The 24,268-nt window shown below is 46.4% G+C and carries 18 protein-coding genes; 3 read left to right on the top strand and 15 right to left on the bottom strand.

Translation table 11 applies throughout. The features are described from left to right. Positions 1 to 98: 98 nt before the first annotated feature. Positions 99 to 1,604, bottom strand: coding sequence for an alpha-glucosidase/alpha-galactosidase (locus DMB88_RS05455; protein ID WP_128100533.1), 1,506 nt, complete (start codon positions 1,602 to 1,604; stop codon positions 99 to 101). Positions 1,605 to 1,790: 186 nt separating this feature from the next. Continuing rightward, on the bottom strand, positions 1,791 to 2,804 hold the full coding sequence (locus tag DMB88_RS05450) for an AraC family transcriptional regulator (protein ID WP_128104325.1): 1,014 nt from the start codon (positions 2,802 to 2,804) through the stop codon (positions 1,791 to 1,793). A 453-nt stretch (positions 2,805 to 3,257) separates the two neighbouring features. Between DMB88_RS05450 and DMB88_RS05445 the strand changes: the two genes are divergently transcribed. Continuing rightward, positions 3,258 to 3,899 (top strand): histidine phosphatase family protein, encoded by a 642-nt coding sequence (locus tag DMB88_RS05445; protein ID WP_128100532.1) that lies wholly within the window; start codon positions 3,258 to 3,260, stop codon positions 3,897 to 3,899. Positions 3,900 to 4,106: 207 nt separating this feature from the next. Here DMB88_RS05445 and DMB88_RS05440 read toward each other — a convergent pair whose 3' ends face one another. The 8 genes from DMB88_RS05440 to DMB88_RS05405 form a co-directional block, all read right to left on the bottom strand. Continuing rightward, positions 4,107 to 6,431 (bottom strand): rhamnogalacturonan lyase, encoded by a 2,325-nt coding sequence (locus DMB88_RS05440; protein WP_128104324.1) that lies wholly within the window; start codon positions 6,429 to 6,431, stop codon positions 4,107 to 4,109. A 448-nt stretch (positions 6,432 to 6,879) separates the two neighbouring features. Next, complete coding sequence (locus tag DMB88_RS05435; protein WP_128100531.1) at positions 6,880 to 9,327, bottom strand: glycoside hydrolase family 6 protein; 2,448 nt, start codon at positions 9,325 to 9,327, stop codon at positions 6,880 to 6,882. 630 nt (positions 9,328 to 9,957) lie between these two features. Beyond that, positions 9,958 to 11,034 carry an efflux RND transporter periplasmic adaptor subunit gene (locus DMB88_RS05430; protein ID WP_128100530.1) on the bottom strand — a complete coding sequence of 359 codons (1,077 nt, stop codon included), beginning with the start codon at positions 11,032 to 11,034 and terminating at the stop codon, positions 9,958 to 9,960. A gap of 64 nt (positions 11,035 to 11,098) precedes the next feature. After that, a complete protein-coding gene (locus tag DMB88_RS05425; RefSeq protein WP_128100529.1) occupies positions 11,099 to 12,466 on the bottom strand; it encodes an ABC transporter permease in 1,368 nt (455 codons plus the stop codon). Between the two features lie 17 nt (positions 12,467 to 12,483). Further along, complete coding sequence (locus DMB88_RS05420; protein WP_128100528.1) at positions 12,484 to 13,167, bottom strand: ABC transporter ATP-binding protein; 684 nt, start codon at positions 13,165 to 13,167, stop codon at positions 12,484 to 12,486. 474 nt (positions 13,168 to 13,641) lie between these two features. Further along, entirely contained in the window at positions 13,642 to 14,799 is a 1,158-nt protein-coding gene (locus tag DMB88_RS05415; RefSeq protein ID WP_128100527.1) for a hypothetical protein, read from the bottom strand. Continuing rightward, complete coding sequence (locus DMB88_RS05410; RefSeq protein ID WP_128100526.1) at positions 14,796 to 16,262, bottom strand: sensor histidine kinase; 1,467 nt, start codon at positions 16,260 to 16,262, stop codon at positions 14,796 to 14,798. The genes DMB88_RS05415 and DMB88_RS05410 overlap by 4 nt, the downstream gene beginning before the upstream one ends. Continuing rightward, complete coding sequence (locus DMB88_RS05405; RefSeq protein ID WP_128100525.1) at positions 16,259 to 16,972, bottom strand: response regulator transcription factor; 714 nt, start codon at positions 16,970 to 16,972, stop codon at positions 16,259 to 16,261. The genes DMB88_RS05410 and DMB88_RS05405 overlap by 4 nt, the downstream gene beginning before the upstream one ends. Positions 16,973 to 17,186: 214 nt before the next feature. Between DMB88_RS05405 and DMB88_RS05400 the strand changes: the two genes are divergently transcribed. Together DMB88_RS05400 and DMB88_RS05395 are read left to right on the top strand one after the other, a co-directional pair. Next, positions 17,187 to 17,663 (top strand): RNA polymerase sigma factor, encoded by a 477-nt coding sequence (locus DMB88_RS05400; RefSeq protein WP_128100524.1) that lies wholly within the window; start codon positions 17,187 to 17,189, stop codon positions 17,661 to 17,663. Between the two features lie 263 nt (positions 17,664 to 17,926). Continuing rightward, positions 17,927 to 20,677: a chitinase N-terminal domain-containing protein gene (locus DMB88_RS05395; protein ID WP_254438615.1), complete on the top strand. Its 2,751-nt coding sequence runs from the start codon at positions 17,927 to 17,929 to the stop codon at positions 20,675 to 20,677. Between the two features lie 123 nt (positions 20,678 to 20,800). Here DMB88_RS05395 and DMB88_RS05390 read toward each other — a convergent pair whose 3' ends face one another. The 5 genes from DMB88_RS05390 to phnC form a co-directional block, all read right to left on the bottom strand. Beyond that, positions 20,801 to 21,061, bottom strand: a complete 261-nt coding sequence (locus DMB88_RS05390; RefSeq protein ID WP_128100522.1) for a hypothetical protein — start codon at positions 21,059 to 21,061, stop codon at positions 20,801 to 20,803. Positions 21,062 to 21,093: 32 nt separating this feature from the next. Next, on the bottom strand, positions 21,094 to 21,513 hold the full coding sequence (locus DMB88_RS05385; RefSeq protein WP_128100521.1) for a hypothetical protein: 420 nt from the start codon (positions 21,511 to 21,513) through the stop codon (positions 21,094 to 21,096). Between the two features lie 240 nt (positions 21,514 to 21,753). Beyond that, complete coding sequence (gene phnE, locus DMB88_RS05380) at positions 21,754 to 22,560, bottom strand: phosphonate ABC transporter, permease protein PhnE (protein ID WP_128100520.1); 807 nt, start codon at positions 22,558 to 22,560, stop codon at positions 21,754 to 21,756. Then, positions 22,557 to 23,414 carry a phosphonate ABC transporter, permease protein PhnE gene (phnE, locus tag DMB88_RS05375; RefSeq protein ID WP_128100519.1) on the bottom strand — a complete coding sequence of 286 codons (858 nt, stop codon included), beginning with the start codon at positions 23,412 to 23,414 and terminating at the stop codon, positions 22,557 to 22,559. Before phnE (DMB88_RS05375) ends, phnE (DMB88_RS05380) begins: the two co-directional genes overlap by 4 nt. After that, positions 23,411 to 24,208: a phosphonate ABC transporter ATP-binding protein gene (phnC, locus tag DMB88_RS05370; protein ID WP_128100518.1), complete on the bottom strand. Its 798-nt coding sequence runs from the start codon at positions 24,206 to 24,208 to the stop codon at positions 23,411 to 23,413. Before phnC ends, phnE (DMB88_RS05375) begins: the two co-directional genes overlap by 4 nt. Positions 24,209 to 24,268: the final 60 nt, after the last annotated feature.

Genomic DNA, 24,268 nt, shown 5'->3' with positions numbered 1-24,268 from the left:
AGTAGGCAAACCTACGTGAGCAACTACATTGTCTCCGAAGGAAACAAACTTTGTAAGCCTCCACTTTTTTCGGCTGAATCCCTTATCCGACGCCTACACTATTGTTGTACTTTCTCACGATCTTTCCCTTTGTCGGACTCACCTGCATTTTTGTTCGCCGCATCCCGATCCTGCTGCATTTCTTCCACCGTCTTCACCTTAAGACGCGCAGCACCTTCATATTCCTTCGTTGGAATGAGATTACCCGCAGCCAGTCTCGCTTCAGCGGCAGCAATCGCTTCTCCATACTGCGGCAGCCATTGTGCCTGAGCAACCAGCATTTCATCAACCATTTGCCAGATTTCCTTCGGATTACATACCGCACCGACGAGCGGGTCCATCATGAAGGCTTGGCGGAGCAACGTGTCATCTCCATGGACAGCCGCCTCAACGGCAAGCCGTTGGACTGAAATGCTCACATTACATACAGCTGCTGGCCCGAGTGGAAGATCACCTACATGCGGCATTGAAATTCCATTACGATCCACATACCCCGGAGCTTCGATTATCGCATCATCTGGCAAGTTGGAGATAATTCCATTATTCACGGTGTTAAAGTGTCCACGATACACCCGCCCTGTCTCAAGTCCTTCGATAATATAGGAACCATGTTCCTCCCCACGCTTTTCTGGAACAAACCGCATCGGCTCATCCTTCATCCAGTTCGGGAAATCTGTCTCAAACCAGTTTCTTCCCTCTGTACATACACGTAAGTATCCGCCAGTCTCACCATTAATCCAGTTACCTAGATCAATCCAGTCTGTGATCTCTTCAGGACGCTTGCGATACCAAGGCACATACTCGCTAAGATGACCATTCGATTCCGTGCTATAGTAGCCAAACCGGCGTAACATATCAATTCGCACTTTCTCCGTACGGCTAAACTCTGGATGCTTCTCGAAGGCTTCAAGCAGATCACCCGTGAGATCCCGTCCCTCATGAGAGGCCTGAATGTACCAAGTCTGATGATTAATTCCGGCACAGATAATATCGACTTCACTCTTTTGTAGTCCAAATGCTTCCGCAATCTGATGATGCCCGTGCTGCACACCATGACACAATCCAATTGTACGCACGCCGCCATACTTATTACATGCCCAAGTTAACATCGCCATCGGGTTGGAGTAGTTCAAGAGCAATACATCTGGTGCACTGTGCTCGCGAATATCCTTACATATGTCCAGCATTTCGGCGATCCCACGTTGCCCATACATGATGCCACCCGCACAGAGCGTATCGCCTACACATTGGTCAACGCCATATTTAAGCGGGATATCCACATCGGTTGCAAAAGCTTCCAGTCCACCTACACGAATGGTGCAGAGCACATACTTTGCATCCTTGAGCGCTTCTCTGCGATCTGTCGTTGGCTGGATTGTAATATTCAGTCCATTCTCACGAATGTCCCGTTGACATAGCTCTGTAACCATATCCAGGTTATGCTGATTAATATCACAGAACGCGATCTCAATATCGCGGAACTCTGGAACAGTTAACAGATCGCGCAACAGCCCTCGCGTAAACCCAATACTTCCCGCACCGATAAATGCCACTTTAAAAGACATTGCTAATTCCTCCCCGTGATCCGAAATTTGTGCTTCGGTCATGATCTCATCTCATATGGATGTACTTCGTGAAATCATTGTAACAACGGAGGTGAAGGAAGCGTTATCAAAATCATGACTTGTTTCAGGTTGAGATTGTCAAAAATCCTAACCTTTGAAGATTGTCCGCAAGCTCTGCATGTCGCTTTATTCTTCCATTGAATGTATTGGGTAGTGACTGACATGACGGTCTTTCGAAGAACGAAAGGCTACGGGAGTAAGTGATGTATACTTTTTGAATAACATATGAAAATATTGCCGGCTCCCTACCCCGACATAATCGGATATTTCGGATATAGGAATATCGGTCTGTTGCAGTAGCATCTTAGCCTTCTCCATCCGAAGCATCGTCAGATAATCCGTTGGTGTTCGCTGCGTGTGCTGACGGAAAATACGATGCAAATACCCTGGATGTAAATTCACAGCCGCCGCAATATCCTTCATCTGAATGCTACGATCCATGTTCTGATGCATAAATTCCACCGTTCGTTTCACATACAGCTCCGTCTGATCCGAGGCACTCCGACTCATCTCCCCACGCAGACGCGCCACACGAATCAACAGTTGAATAAATAGGGTACGCACCAGAATGCCTTGATCCAAGGCTTTTAAATTTCGTGCCTCTCGATGCTCCCACCGTTCTTCCTGAGGAATCACCCCGATCGGCTGGAAGCTTCGGCCTTGCTCTGATAATCCGCGCTGATCCAGCTCTAATACGAGGCTTTTCATAATGTAATAGACCTCTTCGGGGTCAGGCAGTACCAGATAGGCACAAGCATGCTGAAGGAATTGCTGCACCTCTTCTTCCTCCATTGCCAAGTGGCGAATAGAAGGTTGAACCGAGGCCGACGATGCGGAGATGGCAAAGCCAAATTCAACGTTCAGCATGCGGCAGGCAGCACCATCCTCGACTAACAAGCGGTGCGGGACACCGGCATCGATCAGGATGAACTGACCTTTTTTCAACAAAGTCTGCTCCTCGCTCCCATCTGGCATCTGCACATCGACACGACACATTCCCGAGATAATGTACATAATTTCTGTAGAATCATGATCATGATAGTTCATCCGGTAGTTATTCCACTGCTTGTAATAATAGGCGTAGAAACGAGGTTCACAGTTCTCGCTTCGTAATTGCTCCTGAAACAAACTGCCTGTCATAGGTACGTCTTGCTCTTGGTTCATTCTGCACACCTTCCTCGCTGCAGTAATCCTCACTTCTACTATTGTACCAATAGACTTTGTGTAAATTAAACTACCTATATAAATTGAACTACAAATATTTACACAGTCCACTCCGATGACAGAACAACCTTCCAATCGCTGTTATCCCCAGATTTTTCGAATTCCCTTTTCCAAAGGGGAAAATCCGGGGATAGCTTGTGCTTCCGATGTAGCTTTCTTTCAGAAAGCTTTCAGGCAAACGCTCCGCTTTTTCAGGTTTTTTCTGTCCTCACCGTAAAGTGTAAATGTCTAGTTCAATCTATGTAGCTTAATTAAAAAACTGATATAATATTGTTTAATTAGATGATAATCTAATTAGATAGGTGCAAAAACTACTCTTCAATGAGAAAAAGTAACTCCATATTTAAATTATCCAGGAGGTCTATGATCATGAGCATGATGATTTATCTTGTTAGACATGGAATCAAGGAACAGCATATAGGAGATGTCGGACTAACGGAGAAAGGAACGGTTCAAGCTGAACAGACCGCGGAATATTTCAAAAAATTGCCGAATGCCCGTATCTTCTCCAGCCCTCTTCGAAGAGCAATAGATACGGCTAGTCACATCAGTCTTATTAATGCAATTCCTGTAGAGAAGGATCAACGACTCCGTGAGCGTGCTAATTGGGGAGATGCCCCTGACCAGACCTTCGAACAATTCGTCGAGATGTGGAATCGTTGTACGCGTGAACCTGACTATATCCCACCAGTTGGCGACTCAGCCAGACAGGCTGGGGAACGTTTATCCCATTTTCTATCTGAGTTAGCGCTGTCTGGATCTGAGCAGACTACGACTGACCATTATATCCTTGTCACCCATGGCGGGTTAATTACGGATTTCCTCGTTCACACCCTGCCCACGCAAGAGCTTCACGCATGGGTTCCTGATTTCGTTGCTGTACAACATACACTCATCCCCGAATGCTCCATCACTACACTCGCATATGAGCAGGGACAGGTTGTACTTAAGGATCTCGCCTCTGTGCAGCATTTACATTCTGATGTTCGTGGGCAAGAGCAGAAGAATTGAACAGCAATCTTGTCATTCATCCTAGCATCAAGTCACTTCCTCCGTGTAAAACAAAAACTTGTAATGACTGACTCACCTAATCATATTAACCTTAACCTGATCATAAGAAAGAAAAAGCTCTGACTGTCCCATGTGTTTAACCACAGGACTCTGTCAGAGCCTTCTCCAATGCTACTACCATCAATCCGGATTCACTTGTGGTTCAGCTTACTTACCGCCCTTACCCGTATGGAATTTAGGCAGTGGTACTTTTGACCAGTCTATATCCGAAGCCATATAGAAGGATGGATAGGAAGGCTGGTTGTACCCGCTGTTCTGTCCAGCAATACCTACACGATACATCGGATCATGCATGAGCGTGTACAGCTTCCGATCCGTCTCCTCGGTGCTCAAGTAGATGCGGATTGCAGAGCTGTCCGCTGTTCTCACCAGCATCTCTTCTCGCCAATCCCCGAAAATATCTGCTACGAGACCAGGTGTACCTTTGGTGTAGTTATTGGTCAGCGTCCCTGTTGCGGTTAGCAACGTACCCCGGTTCCAATCCTTGATGGTAGGTGTGACATCAATAGCGCCATCCACGATCTGTGTCGTCATATCTCCAGCCCAGCGAATGTTCATATTCGTACCTGGTGCTGTATCACTTATTTTCTCACCTTGGGCTGTCCACAATCCTACTGCCCACGTCTCCAGTCCACGGCGAGTTGGATCAACATCTCCAATCATTCCGCGTCCTGTGTCTTTACCAGTGTAGCCACCGTAGATCACTTCACCAGTCTTCGCATCACGCAGAGAGTATCCATACGGAGCCCATGGCCCACCTTCATGCACCATGAAGATCTCAAGCCCTGGACGATCCGGGTCAATATCTGCTACATGTAGAGCATCGCCGTGTCCCAATCGCGCTATCGTTCCTGGCGCTGCACTTTCAGCAGGCATGACATCCTTCGAGTTATACAGCACGCTACCGTCATGATCTATCGTAACAGAGCCGTATACAATCTCTTGTTTGCCGTCTCCATCCACATCAGCCACACTGAAATAGTGTGCACCTTGTGTTGTTATTTCACCATACGTTGGATCTGTACCATCTACGCCATGAGGTCCATCATTGAATGGATTTTTCATTGGCGTCCAGCCGCTATCTACCTTCCACTCACGTTTGAGCTTCTTGCCATCCCAGTTATAAGCAACCATTGTGGTGCGGGTATAATACCCACGCGCGAAGATCGCGGATGGCTTCTTCCCATCCAGATACGCCACACCTGCCAGGAAGCGGTCTACACGGTTTGCCGGTTCGATGCGGTTCATCGCATAATCTCCCCACATCAGACCATCATCGTGACGTTCCGGTTCATAAGGGATCGTTTCCAGCTCCTTGCCCGATTTCCCTTCGAACACCGTTACATACTCGGGTCCATCCACTACGAATCCTTCAAATTTGCGCAGCTCATTGCGGTCACTACGGCTTGGCGCATATACATCAATGAAGTAGTCAGCCAGACTCTTCGCATCGGCTTCAGAGAGCGGATAGTTATACTTTTTCTCTATACCAAATGCTTCTTCCAGCGTAGCAGGCCAGTTGCCTTTGACCACTTCTTCGTGCTTGTGCCAGTTCTTGAACATATCTACAACATGATTGTAGTAGTCCGTTGCACTCATGCGGTAGTCATCCTCATGAGAATATCCTGCTTTGCGATCCTCTTTGGGTAACGTAATATATTTCTCGGACGTTACTTTTCCTTTTTTGTTATACTTCACGATTTTGGTACCTGGTGCCGTCTTGAACATCAATTCAGCCTTGCCATCCCCATCAAAATCATAAACCAGCATTTGTGTATAATGGGCACCTGAACGGATGTTAACCCCGAGGTCGATTCGATATAACAACTGTCCATCGAGCGTGTAACAATCTACGTAAGTATTACCTGTATAGCCTTTTTGGGATACATCCTTGGAGTTGGAAGGGTCCCATTTCACAAAAAACTCATACTGCCCGTCCCCGTCTACATCGCCAACGCTCATATCATTCGCCGAGTACGTGTATTTTTCTCCAGCAGGAGTAACGCCATCAGCTGGTTTTTGCAAAGGTAGATCAACATAACCATTCGCCCAAGGTTTGACCGATGAACTGCGTTTGCTTTCTTTGCCTTTCGCATTCACTGCAGCAACTTCATAACGAGAGGAAGCTTTGCCTGATTTATCTACATAATTGGTGCTGTCCGTAACTGTAGCGATTTTCTTCCCATCCCGATAGACGTTGAAATTAGTACCGGTCAGTCCTTGGTCACTGTAACCAGTAGCTTCATCTCCAAGCAAACGCCAACTGAGAAAGACACCTTCTGAAGTCGACGCCGCCACAAGTCCGCGATCCAGATATTCCAATTGAATGTCTTTCACATGCCCGCCTCCCTTACTGGATTGCAGCCCTACCTCTCCGTTAGCTGCGGCGGTTGCTCCACCAATTCCAGCTGTTCCAGCAAAGAGTAACGCTACACTAAGTGCAGAAGAGAGCACTTTTGCCGCAAGTGGCATTCCCGTTCTTTTACGGTTACCATACTGCCGAGAAGCCGATCTCTGTTGCACCTGCGTTGTTGTTTCTGAGTTCATCCACCTTCACTCTCCTTAAGACAGAATAGTGACGCCAAAGAAATGATTGCGCTTACAATAAATCGGATCAACCTAGCCCTTATCTGACTTAATTCAGCACTGTCCCCCTTCGATCTCAGCAGTCAGGAGCAGTAAGATCCTGCCATCGGGTACTATTATAGACATCCTCCCGTTTCCACCATAGGTAATTATCCGTTGAAAATGATTAATATTCAGTGTTTGTTACCAATCAGCTCGACATATGAATGAACCGTTCCAGTATGACATAGTAAAAACCGCAATCCTCCACCACTCGGAGAATTGCGGTTACTGTGATTCAATTATCGCTTACAATTCGTGTTCAAAAAGATTTGTTTCTTTTTTGAAAAACCTTTTATGGCTCGATTCCCCATACCAGGTTTCCACCTTGATAGAGCGTTACCTTGCTCCAATCCTGATACGATGTTTTGGTTGGATCATAGGAATAATCGTTAGACTCGTCAAAGCTCGACCAATCCGTCTTATACATCCGAAGCTGAATCTCTCCGGATTGTCCGCCAGGCTGGATGCTTCCAGCTCCTGATGTGAAGCTGAGCTCCACGTAGGAATCCGTGAAGGTGCGTTGAATGTTGGACGCACCGACCTGTGCCCAGTCAATCGCGGAATCCATCGCGGCTGTGCCCTCTTTTGAGAAGTAATAACGGATCTTCAGATCACTCAAGTTCACAGCGGTTGTACCCACGTTTTTGATATTAAAATATGGCTTGATCTGGCTATCTGTTGCGTTAGTATCCCCTGCACGATACTGCAATACGAGGTCACTCGTTGGCACAACTACACTCTGAGGTGTAGCAGAAGCAGCAGCAGAGTTAACACTTTCACCTGCTGTATTCACAGCCGTTACTACATAATGATACGTTGTGCCATTCGTCAGCCCTGTGTTGGTGAACGAGGTTCCGCTCACATTGGCCGCAATGGTAGTGAATGGACCTGCTACACTTGTTGCGCGTTTCACATTGTAGCTTGTCGCTCCTGCCGAGGCCGTCCATGTCAGGTTAACCTGTGCGTTGCCTGCCATTGCAGTTAATGCTGTCGGTGCTGCTGGCGTTGTCACACCCGCTATCGGAGTAGCTGTGGCTGTCGTAGAATTAACACTTTCACCTACTGCATTCTTGGCGGTGACAACATAATAATACGTTGTGCCGTTGATCAAACCGGTATTGTTGAATGACGTTCCACTTACATTTGCTGCAATGGTAGTGAACGGTCCGGAAGGACTTAGCGCACGCTTCACACTATAACTCGTTGCACCTGCAGAAGCAGTCCAAGTCAATGACACCTGAGCATTACCCGCAGAAGCAGTCAATGCGGATGGGGCTGCCGGAGCTGTGTCGCCACCTCCCGGAGGGTTGCCTCCACCATTACTTGCAGGCAGAACAGGGAATGAATTTTTCACCAAGGTTACGAATTGATCATGGAACCAGTGACCCGAGACTGGAGCATTAGGTAATGCACCTGTTAATACGCCATCCCGCGTGATGAAGGTAGGATCACACATCCGGTCGAAGCCTTTGCCTTCATTATTCGGAATTTCGGAGCTGGAGCCATCCGATTCACCTGGAGGTTTCACCCATACATACGCATCCAGATGCGCCGGACCTGGAGCAGCTTTAGGTGCTTCCCCTATACCTGCGCCACTGTTATTACACCAGTTGCCTCGGTGATCACGACGATCGATCCGTCCAGAATTCACGTAGTCGTTGATATTGCTGCCTGTAGCCGATGTTGGACGGTTCACCCCGCCCCATCCGTTACGGCTGGTATCAATGAGGAAGCCTGTACTGGTCGGCCATCCTGCTTGAACGAATCCAGAATAGAGCGCTGCAGTGAAGTCCGTCTCATCAAAGTACGGGTTCCATTCATAGAAACTGGAGGAGCGAATCGGTTGTCCACCAATGTTCAGATCCGGATTAGGCAGATTTGGCTCATTCAGAGGTGTTGTATTGGCTGTATTCGTAATAAAACCATCGGCACTTTGCAGACCTGCTGCCGTATCCTGCACTACACTAGTGTACAGTGCAATGGCAGGTGCACGATTGGTATCCCATCCAAGCCAGCCAGAGTGCCCGATATCCAGATAATTGTATACGTTTGGAACGGCATGCAGCTTGTCCAGCGCATATTTGATGCCATCTTCATAGATACCGGTTGAGCTCGCTTGAGCACAGGCTGGTGTACTCAGGTTCGTTACTAGGTTCGGCAGGCTATCCGGTTCAATGATCGCAACAATACGAATATCCTGATATTTCGGATCTGCGAAGATGTCTGCAATGACATCAATGTAATCCGTCTTATATGTCTGTAGTGCAGCCTGTGTTAGGGGAAGTTCTCCGTTAGATGCAAGGGCATGACAATCCCGGCCTGGCAGGTTATAGATAACAAAAGACGCCGTTATAGGTACGCCAGGTTGCTTCTGCGCAAGGACTGCATCCAGATGCTGCTCGATGCTTTTGCGCCCCGCATTATCCGTACCACCATAGATGGCAGCAATGCGGTCGATCCAGACAGCGGTTGGATATGATTTGACGGTTTCCATCTTCGCTTTTAGCGTTGCATCATTGGTGAGCGCAATAGATGTATCCACAAGAGCGGAATAATCCTGATTCAGATAAGCCGTCGCTCCAACAAACGGGTTGTCCACACGCGCCTCTGCCGCCTGAGCTATACCCGAAGACATCCCAGGGAATATACCCGCCGCAAGCAGCGTAGCTGCCAGCATTTGTTTTACACCTTTGCGCAGCGCGTTCTTACCTCTCGATTTAGCTTTCAATTTAGTCTTCATAGTTCCACCTTTCCTTTAGTTAGATTTGGTTTATACTCATTTTCTGATCCTCTGTGTTAGCATGATGCATAGCACGTAGAGAACGTTCGGATGAGCGGAAATAACACCTCCATGCGGGATTCATTCATGTTGAACTATAACCAAGACAATAGCCAAGGAACGAAGAACATACTGACAACAGAACCATACACTTAAACACCGGAGCTTGTCGTAGGTCGGAATGACTGGAATTGTGGGTAACTAAGGATGTGTGGGGTCGAACCATGCGGTAATCATGTGGGTGATGTTGATTGAATGTGTGTAACAGAAACGAAGATGAAATGGTGTGACGAACAGACGAACGAACGTGCCTACTTCATTTTAGTAAGCGCTTACTTCTAGAGGTTTTAAAAAAAGGCTCTTCGCCTGCAAACCTCCCATCGCGTGTTCACCTCCTCATAGCTCGATTATACGACATGTAAATATTACTGTAAATTGAATTAACTAAAATTATTTATATTTTTTTTCCAATAATTTGGCAGGAATTCGAGAATCCCTTTCCCAGAGCCAATAAAAGGCTCATCATGGCCTATTTTGCCACAATGAACCTCTCATTGGAACACTTCTCTGTCTAATAGGAAGCAAATTTTTCTAAGGGATGACTACAACATCTCCCGGTTTCAGACCGCTAAGCACCTCTGTTTTATCACCTGACTCCATCCCGGCTTTAATCGTCAGTGGCTCGGTCTGTCCATTTCCTTTGTCGAGTAACACATAAGGCTCCGTCTGATCACGCATGATGGCTATACTGGATACAACTGTGGCTTTGTCTTTGCGCGTTGTCTCAATATCTCCCTCAAGACTTACCCCACCAAACATTTTTGCGTCTGGCTTCAGATCAATGACCACATCGAATTGGGAAGCTTGTTTGAGATCCGTATCCGTGCTCTTTCGTGCAAATTTGGACACCTTACTCACCTTACCTGTGAATTTGAGATCTTTCTGTGCGGTCATTCGTACCTGAACGGGCATCCCGACCTTGAGCCTGAACATCTCTTCTTCTCCAACAATCGTCATAAACTTCAGTTTGCTGGTGTTCGTAATGGACCCGATCACTTGTCCCTCTGTCACTGCACGTGTTTTGCTGTCCTCGTCATTCATCTGGAATATACCAGACGCGGAAGCGTAGACAACGGCTTTGCTCATCACATCTTTCTTTTTCTGTATCTCCTGCTCCTTGAGAACTAATGCTTTCTGATTCAACTCGTTGGTCAGTCGTTTGCCCTCCCGTTCAACAAAAGCCTTCTTGCGTTCTTCCTCGGTTACACCAAGCGCTTCCGTCATCCCTGCTTGCTCAACGCTAACCTGATTGAGTTCATAATCTAACCGAGCTTTTTCCAGATCGCTTTCCAGTTGCTGAACTTCTGTTTGTTGCGCTGTCGTATCTAATGTGAACAGAATATCTCCCTTCTTTACCTGATCTCCACTTTTCACATGCCATTGCTTGATGCTCGAAGCGTATGGAGAGAATACATCCGTCTGGTCGGTGTATACGGATTTTCCTTTTACCTGAATGGTTTGCGTCATTGTTTCCTGTGTCACATCAAATGTAATTGGCGGCGGAATCTCTACTGGTAACTCCGGCTTAGGCTTGTACTTCTCATATAACCAGTAGCCAACGCCTGCTAATAGTACGATTGTGATGATGATTTTAATCCATTTCTTCATGTGCCCATATTCCCTTTCGCTGATAAAGTTTGGGGAGTTTCTCTCTCCTTATGCAAGCTCTGTATTACATCGACTTGATTACGCTCAGTGCGTTCGTTCGGGATGCGCTAATGGCCGGATAGATACCGGAAACAACCCCAACCAGCACAGCAAAAACAATGCCGAGCGGCAGAGCAGACTGCTCAATAATGACCGTCATTGGCCCGTTCTGTTGATCTGCCATCTGGCTTGCCAGCAAACTATTCACCCCACCCAGCGCAGCATAGGCAATGCCTACACCAGCCACGCCGCCCATCAGGCCAAGCATCGCCGCTTCAGTGATAAACATGTTGCGAATCTGCCATAGATTTGCACCGAGCACCTTCATGACACCGATCTGTTTGCGCCGTTGATGCGTAGACATGATCATAGCTACAATAATGGATAGGGAAGCCAACAGCATAATGAATCCACCAATGCCCATAGCTGCCTTTTGATACATCGCTAGCTGACTCGACATGGCTTCCTCTTGAAACAGATTACTCTGTGTATTTAATGTCAGTTTTTTGATCTGTTCCTCAACCTGAGAGACATAGCGCTTATTCTCCACCTTGACTAGAGCTGAGTTAAGACGCTTTGCAGCCGAACGATCTGCCTGTTGTATGCCTAGCTCATCCTGTAACGCACGAACGGTATCCAGCGGCAAATATACTTTTTTATCATTTTGGGCAGTAAAATCATCCATATTAGAAGGCTTCGTCAATTCTCCAGACACGGTCACAGAGCCGCTCAGTTTGGTTTTGCCTGGATTTGTATAATCTTCATAGCGAAACTGAACCCGCTGCTGTACTAATTGATCTTGCTTCGCTGACATCTCCGTGAACTGCTGCAAGAGATCGTTATTATACGGATCGGCATTCAATTGTTCGATTAACTTCTGAGTTACCTTGGGATCCACCAATCCAAACGCAGCCCCATAACTCGTCACCGCGATTCGTCCATCCTCTGCGCCGCGTCCTTGCGAGTAGGTGTATCCGAATCCTCGCAGTGCTTCAAGCTCCGTTCCAATGACTTCAACATAAGTGCTGCGTCCGTCTGGCAGAACCATTTCTAATGTGTCCAGCTTCAACATCGGTGCGACAGCAACCACATGCGGAAGTCTTTGAATAATCTCAATCTTCTCTAAGGTCAGAGCTCCCCGTTCAAAATTGGACTTCTGCCCTCCACTACCGCTGCCGGTACGAATCCCTTCATTAGGCGAAATCGTAATCTCATCCATCTTATAATTGGCATTTAACGTTTGCTCGCTAAAGGTCTGTACGGATTGTCCTACACTAAGGGCGATAATCATTGCCGCCGATCCAATGGACAGTCCGATCATGCAGAGCAGCGTTACCATTTTCCTACGAATGATCTGTCCCCAGGCCATACGTAATACATCCAGTAATCTCACAATTTCTCTCCTCTACCTCAAGCTTCTAGTGCAGTCTCTTCAACCAGCACACCCTTATGTAGGGTAAGTACAACCTGCATCTGCTCAGCGACCTCTGCTTCATGCGTCACAATGACAAAAGTTGTATTCATCTCCCGATTAAGCTTCTGCAAAATCGCAATAATCTCTTCCTCGGTCTCCGTATCCAGATTTCCTGTAGGTTCATCCGCGAAAATAACCGATGGCTCGGTGATGAGTGAACGTGCAATACTGACCCGTTGTTGTTGACCACCAGATAATTGGGAGGGGAACAGATTAACCTTCTCACCTAACCCCACCTGCTCCAGCAACTGTAGCGCTTTGACCTTACGCTTAGAGGGACTCACGCCCATAAACACCAGCGGCAGCTCTACATTTTCCCGAATCGTAAGATTGGACAACAGCTCATATGATTGAAAAATAAAACCGATATGGCTGCGACGGAACTCCGCCAGACGATTCTCGCTGAAGCGAACGATATCCTGATCAGCAATTAGTATTTTCCCTTGATCGGGCTTCATCAGCCCAGCCATTAGATTAAGTAGCGTAGACTTTCCTGAACCTGAGCTGCCCAGCAGAGCAACCATCTTGCCTTTCCCAATCGTCAGATTAATATCTTGAAGCACCGGCACACTTCCTTGTGCGTTGCGGAACGAGTGGGATAAATGTTCAACTCGTAGCATTCCTTCTTGTCTTCCTTTCAAGCTGCTGATTATGTATAGCTTAAGAAATAAATTAAATGTTCAAAAATTCGGTTTTCAGTACCGTATAAGTTGAACTAAAGAATATTTACACTTGCCACTCCGATGACAGAATAACTTTCCGATCGCTCTTATCCCCAGATTTTTTTGATTCCCTTTTTCAAAGGGAAAATCCGGAGATAGCTTATGCTTCCGATGTAGCTTTCTTGTAGAAAGCTTTCAGGCGAACGCTCCGCTTCTCCATGTTATTTCTGTCCTCTCCGTTATCGTGCAAATATTTCGTTTAATTCATATAGCAGCGACTTATTGAACTTCCTCTAAATTATAGAGTGGAGATGTATCTTAACCGTCCATAGATGTATCTAAGTTGTAAAATGTGGCACAAAAAAGACCTTGTCCGCAGAATGGCTACAACCACCATTGTGCAGAACAAGGCCATACAAATTCCCCTTAACACTACCAAGCCCGGAAGCTAAACCGATATAACTCACTTTTGTCTAACGAGCTACCTACAACAAATAATTCATCTTCATTCCACTTCAGCTTCATAAAGTTCTCAATATTACGGTAGATTACCGTATCAGAGCTTAATTCATTGTCATTCAGATAAGCGATGTGCACTTCATTGTTCTGATTATCCATCGGAATGACGTAGGCTAGGCGAGATTCATCTGCATCCAGATCGAAGTTCCAATACGTCCCCTTTAACAACAGGTGCAATTGCCCTTGCTCCGCGCTATACCGATACAATCCCTGCACGTTGTTGTCCTCACCTTGGACAATCATATCCCCATTCTTCAACAACCTGAATTGCTGAATGTCTTTCATTTTCATAACCATGGTTACTTCATGATCATCTTCAAGAGAAATACGATAGATGGCGAAGCTGTCTTTGAGCATAACGAGGATATAGGCTTGCTTCAAATCCGGACTCACTTCAAACACATCCATCACGATAAACGTGTCACTTGCATTCTTCACATCACTCGCATCCTTGAGCACGGACATCAGTTCCTGATGAGTGTATATCACACGAGCCTTACCTGTACTCATATTCATCTGGCTAAAGGCAAGCTCATCCTGACCAATATAGGTGCTGTTTCCCACAAACATTCTGTAGTACGAGTTATCCTGTCCAAACTTGCTACGCTCCCCAGTACTCAGATCATAGCCAAATGTAGTGCGCTGAACCTGACCTGAACGGTACTGTGAATAGACTAGCTTCTTCCGGTCTGGACTTAGGAAAACGCCATAGTCGGTATTGCTGCCAATATCCTTCACCTTATTATCATCCAGAGATAAGAGAGACAATTTCAAGCCAGTATAGGACTTCTCCGGACCATTAACCACCATCGTATTACGATCCACCACGTCAAAATCATAAATCCCAAATTCATTCGGAATCTTCGTAGCGGATTCAATCTGAATTGTACTGCTTGGAGGCGGTGCCAAGGCGCTATTGAATTGCTCACTCGGCAGAATTACCGTTCTGGGCTTAAGGTTCCCAATACTGAACAGACTGCCAATACCGAAGATGCCACAGGCAAATACGATCAACAGCCCGGACAGCATCAATCTGTCACGCTGATTACGCCAAAATCCTGAAGGCCTCATGCGTTGCTTTCCCCCGGAAGACGGATATGAACTTGTGTGCCTTCATGTATGATGCTTTTCATCTCTACTGTTCCCCCATGACGCTCAACGATGTTTTTCACAATCGATAATCCTAGTCCGGCGCTTCCTTTCTCCGTGCGAGTAATGCCTTTATCCTGATAGAAGGGTTCAAATACATACTGGAGTGCTTCCGCACCAATCCCCTCTCCTTGATCGCGAATGACAATATCGATACTGTCGCCTACACGAGAGGAGTGCACCTCAATAATCGAATTCACATCGCTGTACTTCACCGAATTATCCAGAACGTTGAGAAATACCTCCTTCAGCTTGTCACGATCCCCGTGAAGATAAAGTTCTTCCTCCAGTTCATAGTGGATACCAATGTTGTACTTGCCTGCCTTAATGGACATGTCCTCGCAAGCTTCGCGAATAATATCGGATACTTCGATACGCTCGAACCGATACGCTTGAATGACTGCTGATGATACAGAAACCTCCAGAATATCGGCAACCATTGTATTGAGACGGCGGCTTTCATTGATGATATAGTTCATGCCTTTATCGAAAAAGGCTTGATCCGTAAATCCATTATCCCGTAAGATCTGGGCGTATCCCAGAATCGTCGTTAGGGGCGTTTTTAATTCATGCGTTACATTATCAAAAAAAACTTTGCTTCGTGCCTGCACTTGTTTCACTTCGTCCCGTTCTCGCTCAATGACATCGATCTGCTCTCGAACCCGGTCAATCATGACCGTAAAGCTTGAGGCCAGTTCACCAATCTCATCCTTCGTTGTAATCTGAATATCTGCATGGAGACTTCCTTGCGCTACTTCAGCAGACCGTTTCGTCAGTACACGGATCGGTTGGGTGATTTTCCGGGAAATAAAGATCGATGCGATAAATATAAATACGAAAATAACTGCTGCAAATAACTTGATCGTATTCTGGAACCGGAGGTTCCGCTTATACAGATCGGTATAATCTTTCTCCAATTGCACAATGCCAATCACTTGCTGACCTGATTGAATGGGAAAAGATAAACTTGCGGTAACTTGACCTTGCTCCACCTCGGTCGTATATGCAATCTTAGACTGCATAGCCTGCTCAACATCAGGAATGTCAGTCCGTTTAGCAACGTTAACGCCGCTGTTAGCCGCGCTATATAACGATGCATCAGGACGGTAGACCGTAATCTTCCCGCCAACGGCTGAACCGATCTGCTCTGTAAGCTCGCGGCTTCCAGCTTCGAGCGTATCTTTGCTCATTCGTTTATTATGAATCAGGAAATACTGATTCAGGGCAATATCCAGATTTTTTTTCGACTGAACGATATCATCATGCACTTCTCGGTACATGTTCTCCTCGGCTACCTTGCTTGAGAGAATCAAGAGAGCAGAGAATCCGATGAACACAATTGCTGAAAATAACACGACCATTTTGAACTGAATCGTCCACTTCATGTCTGCACCTGAATATTCAACTTGTATCCTACGCCAAATACCGTTTCAATCATCGATATCCCTTGTGCTCCGCTATCGAGCTTCTTGCGGATTCGTTGTACATGAATGTCTACCGTTCGGGTATCTCCAGCGAATTCAAACCCCCACACCTTGTCCAACAACTCGGAGCGTGTATGCACCTTGCGGTGATGGTTCACCAGAAATAATAGCAGATCGTATTCTTTATTCGTTAGGCCTGCACGTTCCCCGTCCTTCCACACTTCGCGCTCATCCTTGCGGATCTCGATATGCCTACCTAGCCGTACAACCTCATAAGACTGATTCTCCAGTGTTTCACTAATTAGGTCGATCCGGCGAAAGATAGCACGAATGCGTGCAACAACCTCACGGATATCAAATGGTTTGGTAATATAATCATCTGCTCCAAGCTCCATGCCGAGCACCTTATCTAACATATCGGACTTCGCGGTAATCATGATTACAGGAATTTTGGAATTCACAGATAGCTGTCTGCACACATCAAACCCGCTCATATCCGGAAGCATCAGATCCAGCAGAATCAGATCCGGCTTCGAATGACGAAGCAAATCCAGACCTTCCCGTCCCGTAGCCGCTTCCTTTATCTCAAATCCTTCTTTGCGTAATGAATACGATAAAATATCTCGAATGGATTCTTCGTCCTCAATAATCAAAATCTCTTTTTGTCTCATGATCCTCTCGTAATCTCCCTGCTCTATGAATTTCTTCTGTTGCCTATATTTTGTATCGCAAATTGGCTCCTTGAACAGAGGAATGCAAGAAATGTTACAACTCCGATACAACTCTGAACGGTTTGGAAACAACCGCCCGATATACTTGCATCATAAGCAAGATGAACCAGACCGGAATCAAGCTTGATCTGTATCCAAGGGGGATTCACATCATATGAACAACACACAGATAAATGACGCTTACGTCAACTATAAATCAGAAATCACAAGGTATCTATCACGTATCGTCAAACAACCGCAGGATGCCGAGGATCTGGCTCAGGAGTGCTTCATTCGACTCATGAAGGTTACGGATCCCATACCTGAGGATCGACTTCTCTACTATCTCAAGCGTATTGCTCGTAATCTAGCGATGGATAGCTTCCGCAGACGTACTCGCACATTGCGACGTGACAGCCGACTAGAGGTTCCCACACACCATGTAGACACACCAAATCTTGAAATCAATGAAGGTGTAAACGATCTTGTCTCCCATATTAACAATACCGAGCATCGTAAAATATTAGAGCTGCGCCTGATCCATGGATATTCCATTAAAGAAACGGCAGAGCTGGTCAACCGCAGTGAAGGCATGATTAAATCCTCTGTCTTCCATGCGGTCAATCGAATTCGAGCCAAAGTCATCTCTTAAGAGATGGCTTTTTTACTATGCAAAATGAACATATTGTATCACACGCAGAAGTGATTATACACACCTAAGACCTATATGAATATGTCATAATACCCAATTTTACAAATATCGAGTTAATTTTTACAATTTGATATGACTATGTTAGATTTTGGTGTGGTAGAATATGGACGAACTTATGAATCAACTAATATTTGGGAGGGATTTGGTTGGGTAAATTGACAGGTTTGCGGGGAGTTTGGTTAAAATCACTCCTGGCATTGTCCATGGCTTTGCCGCTTCAGATTGGATTATGGAACGGAGATGCTTCGGTACATGCGGAAGGGCCGACAGATCCGGCACCATTCATTCAGGCGAAGGTCGTTAACGAAAATGCTGGCAAAAAGGTATTGTTCGACAACTCACACGGTCAGACAGCTGGAGCTGCAGATTGGGTGATTGATGGAGGTTTCTCCGACTTCGGAAATGCGTTAGCGAATGATGGATATTATGTAAGAGAACTGCGCAAGACAACCCCATTTACCTATGAGGATCTGAAAGAGTATAACGTATTCGTTATTGCAGAACCTCAGATTCCTTTCAAAACTTCGGAACAAGCAGCAATGAAACAATATGTTGAGCAAGGCGGCAGCATCTTCTTCATCGGAGATCATTACAATGCCGATCGTAACAAAAACCGCTGGGACGGTTCAGAAGCCATTAACGGTTATCGCCGTGGGGCGTTCGAAGATCCAACCAAAGGCATGAGCACGGAGGAACGTAACTCCGAGGCTATGCAGAATGTAACGAGCACAGACTGGTTGTCCGAAAACTTCGGTATCCGTTTCCGCTACAACGCATTAGGCGATATTGACGCAAACATTATCGTTCCGGCTGACCAAGCCTTTGGCATCACGGAAGGTGTATCATCCGTAGCTATGCATGCGGGTTCCACGCTGGCAATCACAGATCCAACGCTTGCGAAGGGTATCGTGTATCTGCCAAAAACCAATGCTAAATGGAACAACGCTGTTGACCAAGGTGTCTACAACGGTGGTGGCATTGAAGAAGGTCCTTACGTCGCTGTATCCAAGCTGGGTGCAGGTAAAGCTGCCTTCATCGGTGACTCTTCCCCAGTGGAAGACGCATCGCCTAAATACTTGCGTGAAGAGACAGGCACACGCAAAACTACCTATGACGGCTTCAAAGAAGCTGACGATGCTGTATTGCTCGTGAACACAGTGAACTGGCTCGCGACGCAAGAAAACTATACTAGTCTGACAGAAGTGGCTGGACTGGAGCTGGATAACGCTACTGCCCTGTTGCCATTCGAAGAACCAGCGGCTTCTACAGAGCCACAAGCTGAACCTTGGGCGGCACCTGCTGCTGGGTACAAGTGGTATGATCGTTCCACGTTCAAAGCTGGATCTTACGGCGGACCTGCATCCAGTGCGAATGCTTCCTATAGCTTCGTGAAACAGGATACACTTCCTAATGCAGAAGACTTCCAGGTGCGTGTTGTAGTAGAGAACATGCCTCCAAATACAACGGTATCAGGCTATAGCGCAGGGATCTATCTGACTGGTGGAACCCAAGTAGCTATGATTCAAAATGACAGCGGCACATGGCCGACATCGTACGGCTATAGTTCTGCATTTAGCGTAACTTCTGACAGCAAAGGTCGTGCAATCAAAGACCTCAACGTTCGCATCAAACCAGGTACAAACGGCAATGCAAGCTTGCGTCTACGCTTGAACGGCAGCAACTTGATCACAAATGCAGTGACTGTAGGTAATGTACCAGCCGTTCCACTTCCAGAGGAAGAAGGACCAATCCCAGCAACAATAACGGTTGCTGAAGCTCGTACCAAAGCAGTGGGCTCAACGGTAACCATTGAAGGTGTAGTTACAACACAGCCGGGTGCATTTGGCGGACAAGCCTTCTATCTTCAAGATGAGACAGCTGGAATCTATGTATTCCAACACACTAGTGGGTTCCAAGTTGGCGACAAAGTGAAAGTTACTGCACCAACAACGATCTATAACAGCGAGTTCGAGCTTACCGATGTTGTAGCTATTGAGAAGACGGGTACTGCCTCTGTTCCCGCTCCGGCTCTCGTTACTGCCATTAATGACGCTAACCAAGGTCAACTCGTACAGCTGAAAGATGTAACGGTTCAAAATATCATTAGCGCTACGCCTGCTGGATCATTTGAATTCGATGCAGTGGCTGCTGACGGAACAACTACACATGTGCGCGTGGATACACGTACAGGTGTAACTGAAACTTCCTTCCCTTATGCTGCGGGTGACAAGATTGATATCACAGGTGTATCGGCTATTTTCAGAGATGTATATCAACTGAAGCCTAGAAGCTTGAACGATTTTGTTGCTGCCGAAGAACAAGGTGGAGGCGAAGTGCCTTCCACTCCAGCTGTGGGAGCACCGGGTAAACCGGTGCTTTCTTCCGATAATGGCTATACAACAGGGCTGTTCGGCGGTTCTTATAACGTTACGATGAATCTGTGGTGGGGCGACAATGGTTCGGAATACAAATTGTATGAGAACGGCGTACTCGTTGACACTCAAAAGTTAACTGAAGCTACACCACAAGCGCAATCAACCAAAACAGCGATCACTGACAAAGCCAATGGCACATATACGTATGTAGCCGAGCTGACCAATAGCAAAGGCACTACACGTAGTGACGAGCTGACGGTACAAGTAACCAATGCGGCACCAGGTAAAGCTACGCTTTCCCAAGATAACTGGGACGGCGATGGCATTTACAGCGTAACGATGAATCTCTGGTGGGGTACAAATGCTACAGAATACCGCCTTTATGAAAATGATGTACTTATCGATACACAGGAATTGAAGGCTGCAACACCAGCATCTCAGCGTGCTGTAACCGATCTGTCTGGCCGTGCCAACGGAACGTACACCTACCGTGCGGAACTGATCAACGCAGCAGGTGTAACAAGCACTGAGACCATTACGGTTCAAGTCACCAAAGCAGCTCTGCCATTGGCAAGCTAATAAAACAAACCAAAAAACCGAAACCAAGAGTAGCCTGGATGGGGTCAATCCCCATGTTGAGCTACCTGGATTCGGTTTTTTTTACATGTATTCATTATTTCGTTAATTCGTCAATTCATTTGTTTATGACAAGCGCTCCGGCTCATTGATCTTTCTGGTTAACAGCATGCCGTTCACTACAGCAGAATACGCAGCGATGGCAATAATAGCAAAGAATACGATTTGGTTCATCTGTATTGAGGAATAGTTACTCCACGTGAAAATAATCAGGATTCCACTAAGTCCGATATTCTCTCTGTTATGCTCCTTAAACTTCTGAAAAATCATTCGATATAGTAATATGGCTATTACGAACACAATCCAGACGATAGTAAATGTCTCCATGTGTTTCACCTTCTTTCTTCTTTATTCTTTATTCACTCTTCATCACTAGATATCGCTGTGTAAATCTGAGAACGATACTTATCCAGGTTACCGTCATGTGCGAATTGAATAATAATGACATTATCTTTGGTATAGTCACCGACCTTGGTTATGAGCGAGATGGTAAAGTTTGCTTTCACCAGCGCTTGCCTTGCTTGTTCGATAGAATCCGTGAAAAAAACAAATACCGTATCACTGTCCTCCCCATCATGAGAAATGCTGAATTGATAAGGAACTAAGCCTTGCATATCCACACTGGATGAAGGCTCCATGACCTCAACCTCCAGCCCCTGCTCTTCAAGCGAGGTTTGGAATTGATGCAGAAAGTCGTCAGGATCGATCTGATGATTCTGCTCTGTATCTCCTAGAACGAATGTCAGCAAAAGTATGATTATAATGGTTGCGATTCTCATTAATTCCCTCTCATCTTCCCTTGAATATTCACATTCTCTTCGTAATTGAAAGCTCCGTGGCCTCCAAGTGAAACCCTTACTAAAATGGTGTGAATCAGAACCATCCTTTTCAAACATGTATTTATTAAGAAATCATACCACAATTTGCATAATAAAATGAACACAAACTCCTAGATACTAACAAAAAAAGAAGACCACTAAGCGCTGTATCCATACTAGCACTTAATAATCTTCTCCTCATTACACCAGCTTCTTCCGAATATACCCCGAGATCAAGTCAATGATCGTAATCATCACAATAATGCCTAGCAGGATAATACCTACACGCGGCCAGTTCCGGGTACTCAGTGCAAAGATCAACGGCGTACCAATCCCCCCGGCTCCAATGACACCCAGGATCGTCGCAGACCGTACATTGATCTCGAAGCGATACAAGGTATAGTTCAAGAATCCAGGCATAACTTGCGGCAGAATTGCAAACCACAACTGCTGCATGCGGTTGGCTCCAGACGCGAGCAACGCTTCCGACGGGCCATAGTCGATATTTTCAACTTCATCCGCGTACAATTTGCCGAGCATACCGATGGAGTGTAAACCAAGGGCAAGTACCCCTGCGAACGATCCAGGGCCTACAGCCTTGATAAACATCAATGCCATGATGATCTCAGGAAACGTACGAATGAAGCTAAGTACCATTTTACCTGCGCCTGAGATTGAGCGATGCCCACTCATGTTACGTGCAGACCAGAAGGCAAACGGAATACACAATACAGCAGAGATCACCGTACCCAGTACGGAGATGGCGAGTGTATCCAGCAATCCACGCAGCAAATCTTCTCCTTCAGGCAGATAAACAAAGTCCCAATCTGGTGAGAATATACCAGCTATTATCGCCTTCATAATCTGTCCAGCGGTTTCCTTAAATCCGGTAAACGGTACACCGGCAAGAGCCCAGGCATACACCAGAATCAGCAGGATAACAATAACCCAGCGAAGCGGGTTCTTCCGTGGTTTCGGCCGGATGCGGCTTGTTTCATTTTTCATCATAGCAATTTCTCCCGCAGCTTAGTACTTACATAATCGATAATCAGGACAATAGCAAGGGTAAATAGAATGATTACGCTGGTTTTGTCATACTCCAGGAATCCCAGTGTAGCTTCATAATAAAGTCCAATCCCTCCGGCTCCCACCAATCCCAAAATGGCTGCAGCACGTACATTAATCTCAAAGGCATACAACACATAGGATGTGAATTGAGCGGCAAGTTGTGGGACAACGCCATACACAATGAGCTGAATACGGTTCATACCGACAGCCGTCATTGCTTCCAGCGGCCCTCGATCAATCGTTTCCAGCGTCTCATAGGTGAGCTTGGCAATTAGACCTACAGAGAATACAGCCAGTGCCAGGATACCCGGAATTGGCCCTAGACCAAACACTGCAACAAACAAAGCAGCAAGCAACAGATCGGGTACTGTCCGAATCAGGTTAAGTACAAAACGTGCCGGATAGTAAATCCAGCGGCTAGGCATCAGGTTACCCGCACAGATAATCGCCACCGGAATGGCAATGATGGCACCAATGGTTGTACCAATCAACGCCATACGAATGGTTTCCAGCATGCCTTGAACGATATTATCAAAGTAACTCCACCGGGGTGGAAACATTTCTTTTAGCAGATCCCACATGTTCGGCAAGCCTTCAAACAGCTCCGTGAAGCTAGCATCGGTCTGCTTCGCGCTCGCCCAGAGAAGAAGCAAAATAATGACTAGCGTGAGCAGATGCTTCGTTCGGCCAGGTGGTTTGGGACGATTAACGACCTGACTCGGGCTGGAACCAGGTTCCTTGCCTATGCCTGGCTTGCCTGAATTCTGAAGTGAAACATTGGTCTGCCCCTTCATACCAGAACTTCTCCCTGCTCATGCACAGCCTGCTTGTCCAGTAATTCATCAGCTAGAATCGGTCTGCCGTAAATCTCGGCAAATCGCTCATCCGTTGCCTCTTCCACCGGACCGTCGAATACAACTTTACCTGCCCGCAATCCCACGATCCGGGTCGCATACTCTCTTGCCAGGTCGATAAAGTGCAGATTGACGATGGTTGTAATGCCTAGCTCCTGATTAATGTGTTTCAGATCATCCATAACCTGCTTTGTTGTAAGTGGATCTAGTGATGCCACCGGCTCATCGGCCAGAATGATTTTAGCTTCTTGGGCAAGTACACGAGCAATCGCCACACGCTGCTGTTGTCCACCAGACAACTGATCTGCACGGGAGTAAGCTTTCTCTGAGATGTTAACCCGTTCCAATGCGGTGAACGCCAATTCAACATCCTCTTTAGGAAAACGACCCAGGATGGTACGCATCGTGGAATGATATCCGACACGTCCACAGAGCACATTACGGAGTACACTGGAGCGTTTAACTAGGTTAAAACTCTGGAAGATCATGCCGATGTCACGTCTGATCATACGTAGGCGTTTGCCTTGTGCCTTTGTAATCGAACTTCCGTTGATCTTAATCTCACCTTCACTAATATCGTGCAGTCGATTAATGGAACGTAGGAGGGTTGATTTACCTGCCCCAGACAGACCAACGACCGCAATAAATTCGCCTTGTTCAAACTTCAGATTAATATTATCCAGGCCTTTTGTGCCGTTTGCATACGTTTTGGTGACGTTATGAAGCTCAATCATCGCAATAATCCTTCTTTCATTTGTAATGATCATACCGATCGAAGCCTTGCTATAATGGCA

Origin of the sequence: Paenibacillus sp. DCT19, from assembly GCF_003268635.1 — a bacterium.
In the GTDB taxonomy this organism is placed as follows: Bacteria; Bacillota; Bacilli; order Paenibacillales; family Paenibacillaceae; genus Paenibacillus.
This window is presented reverse-complemented; position numbering and strand designations above follow the sequence as displayed.

Bases quoted from the DNA above. Each gene is read 5' to 3' on its own strand.
- DMB88_RS05455 (WP_128100533.1), bottom strand. From the start codon at position 1,604: ATGTCTTTTAAAGTGGCATTTATCGGTGCGGGAAGTATTGGGTTTACG.
- DMB88_RS05450 (WP_128104325.1), bottom strand. From the start codon at position 2,804: ATGACAGGCAGTTTGTTTCAGGAGCAATTACGAAGCGAGAACTGTGAA.
- DMB88_RS05445 (WP_128100532.1), top strand. From the start codon at position 3,258: ATGAGCATGATGATTTATCTTGTTAGACATGGAATCAAGGAACAGCAT.
- DMB88_RS05440 (WP_128104324.1), bottom strand. From the start codon at position 6,431: ATGCCACTTGCGGCAAAAGTGCTCTCTTCTGCACTTAGTGTAGCGTTA.
- DMB88_RS05435 (WP_128100531.1), bottom strand. From the start codon at position 9,327: ATGAAGACTAAATTGAAAGCTAAATCGAGAGGTAAGAACGCGCTGCGC.
- DMB88_RS05430 (WP_128100530.1), bottom strand. From the start codon at position 11,034: ATGAAGAAATGGATTAAAATCATCATCACAATCGTACTATTAGCAGGC.
- DMB88_RS05420 (WP_128100528.1), bottom strand. From the start codon at position 13,167: ATGCTACGAGTTGAACATTTATCCCACTCGTTCCGCAACGCACAAGGA.
- DMB88_RS05415 (WP_128100527.1), bottom strand. From the start codon at position 14,799: ATGAGGCCTTCAGGATTTTGGCGTAATCAGCGTGACAGATTGATGCTG.
- DMB88_RS05410 (WP_128100526.1), bottom strand. From the start codon at position 16,262: ATGAAGTGGACGATTCAGTTCAAAATGGTCGTGTTATTTTCAGCAATT.
- DMB88_RS05405 (WP_128100525.1), bottom strand. From the start codon at position 16,972: ATGAGACAAAAAGAGATTTTGATTATTGAGGACGAAGAATCCATTCGA.
- DMB88_RS05400 (WP_128100524.1), top strand. From the start codon at position 17,187: ATGAACAACACACAGATAAATGACGCTTACGTCAACTATAAATCAGAA.
- DMB88_RS05395 (WP_254438615.1), top strand. From the start codon at position 17,927: ATGGCTTTGCCGCTTCAGATTGGATTATGGAACGGAGATGCTTCGGTA.
- DMB88_RS05390 (WP_128100522.1), bottom strand. From the start codon at position 21,061: ATGGAGACATTTACTATCGTCTGGATTGTGTTCGTAATAGCCATATTA.
- DMB88_RS05385 (WP_128100521.1), bottom strand. From the start codon at position 21,513: ATGAGAATCGCAACCATTATAATCATACTTTTGCTGACATTCGTTCTA.
- phnE (WP_128100520.1), bottom strand. From the start codon at position 22,560: ATGATGAAAAATGAAACAAGCCGCATCCGGCCGAAACCACGGAAGAAC.
- phnE (WP_128100519.1), bottom strand. From the start codon at position 23,414: ATGAAGGGGCAGACCAATGTTTCACTTCAGAATTCAGGCAAGCCAGGC.
- phnC (WP_128100518.1), bottom strand. From the start codon at position 24,208: ATGATTGAGCTTCATAACGTCACCAAAACGTATGCAAACGGCACAAAA.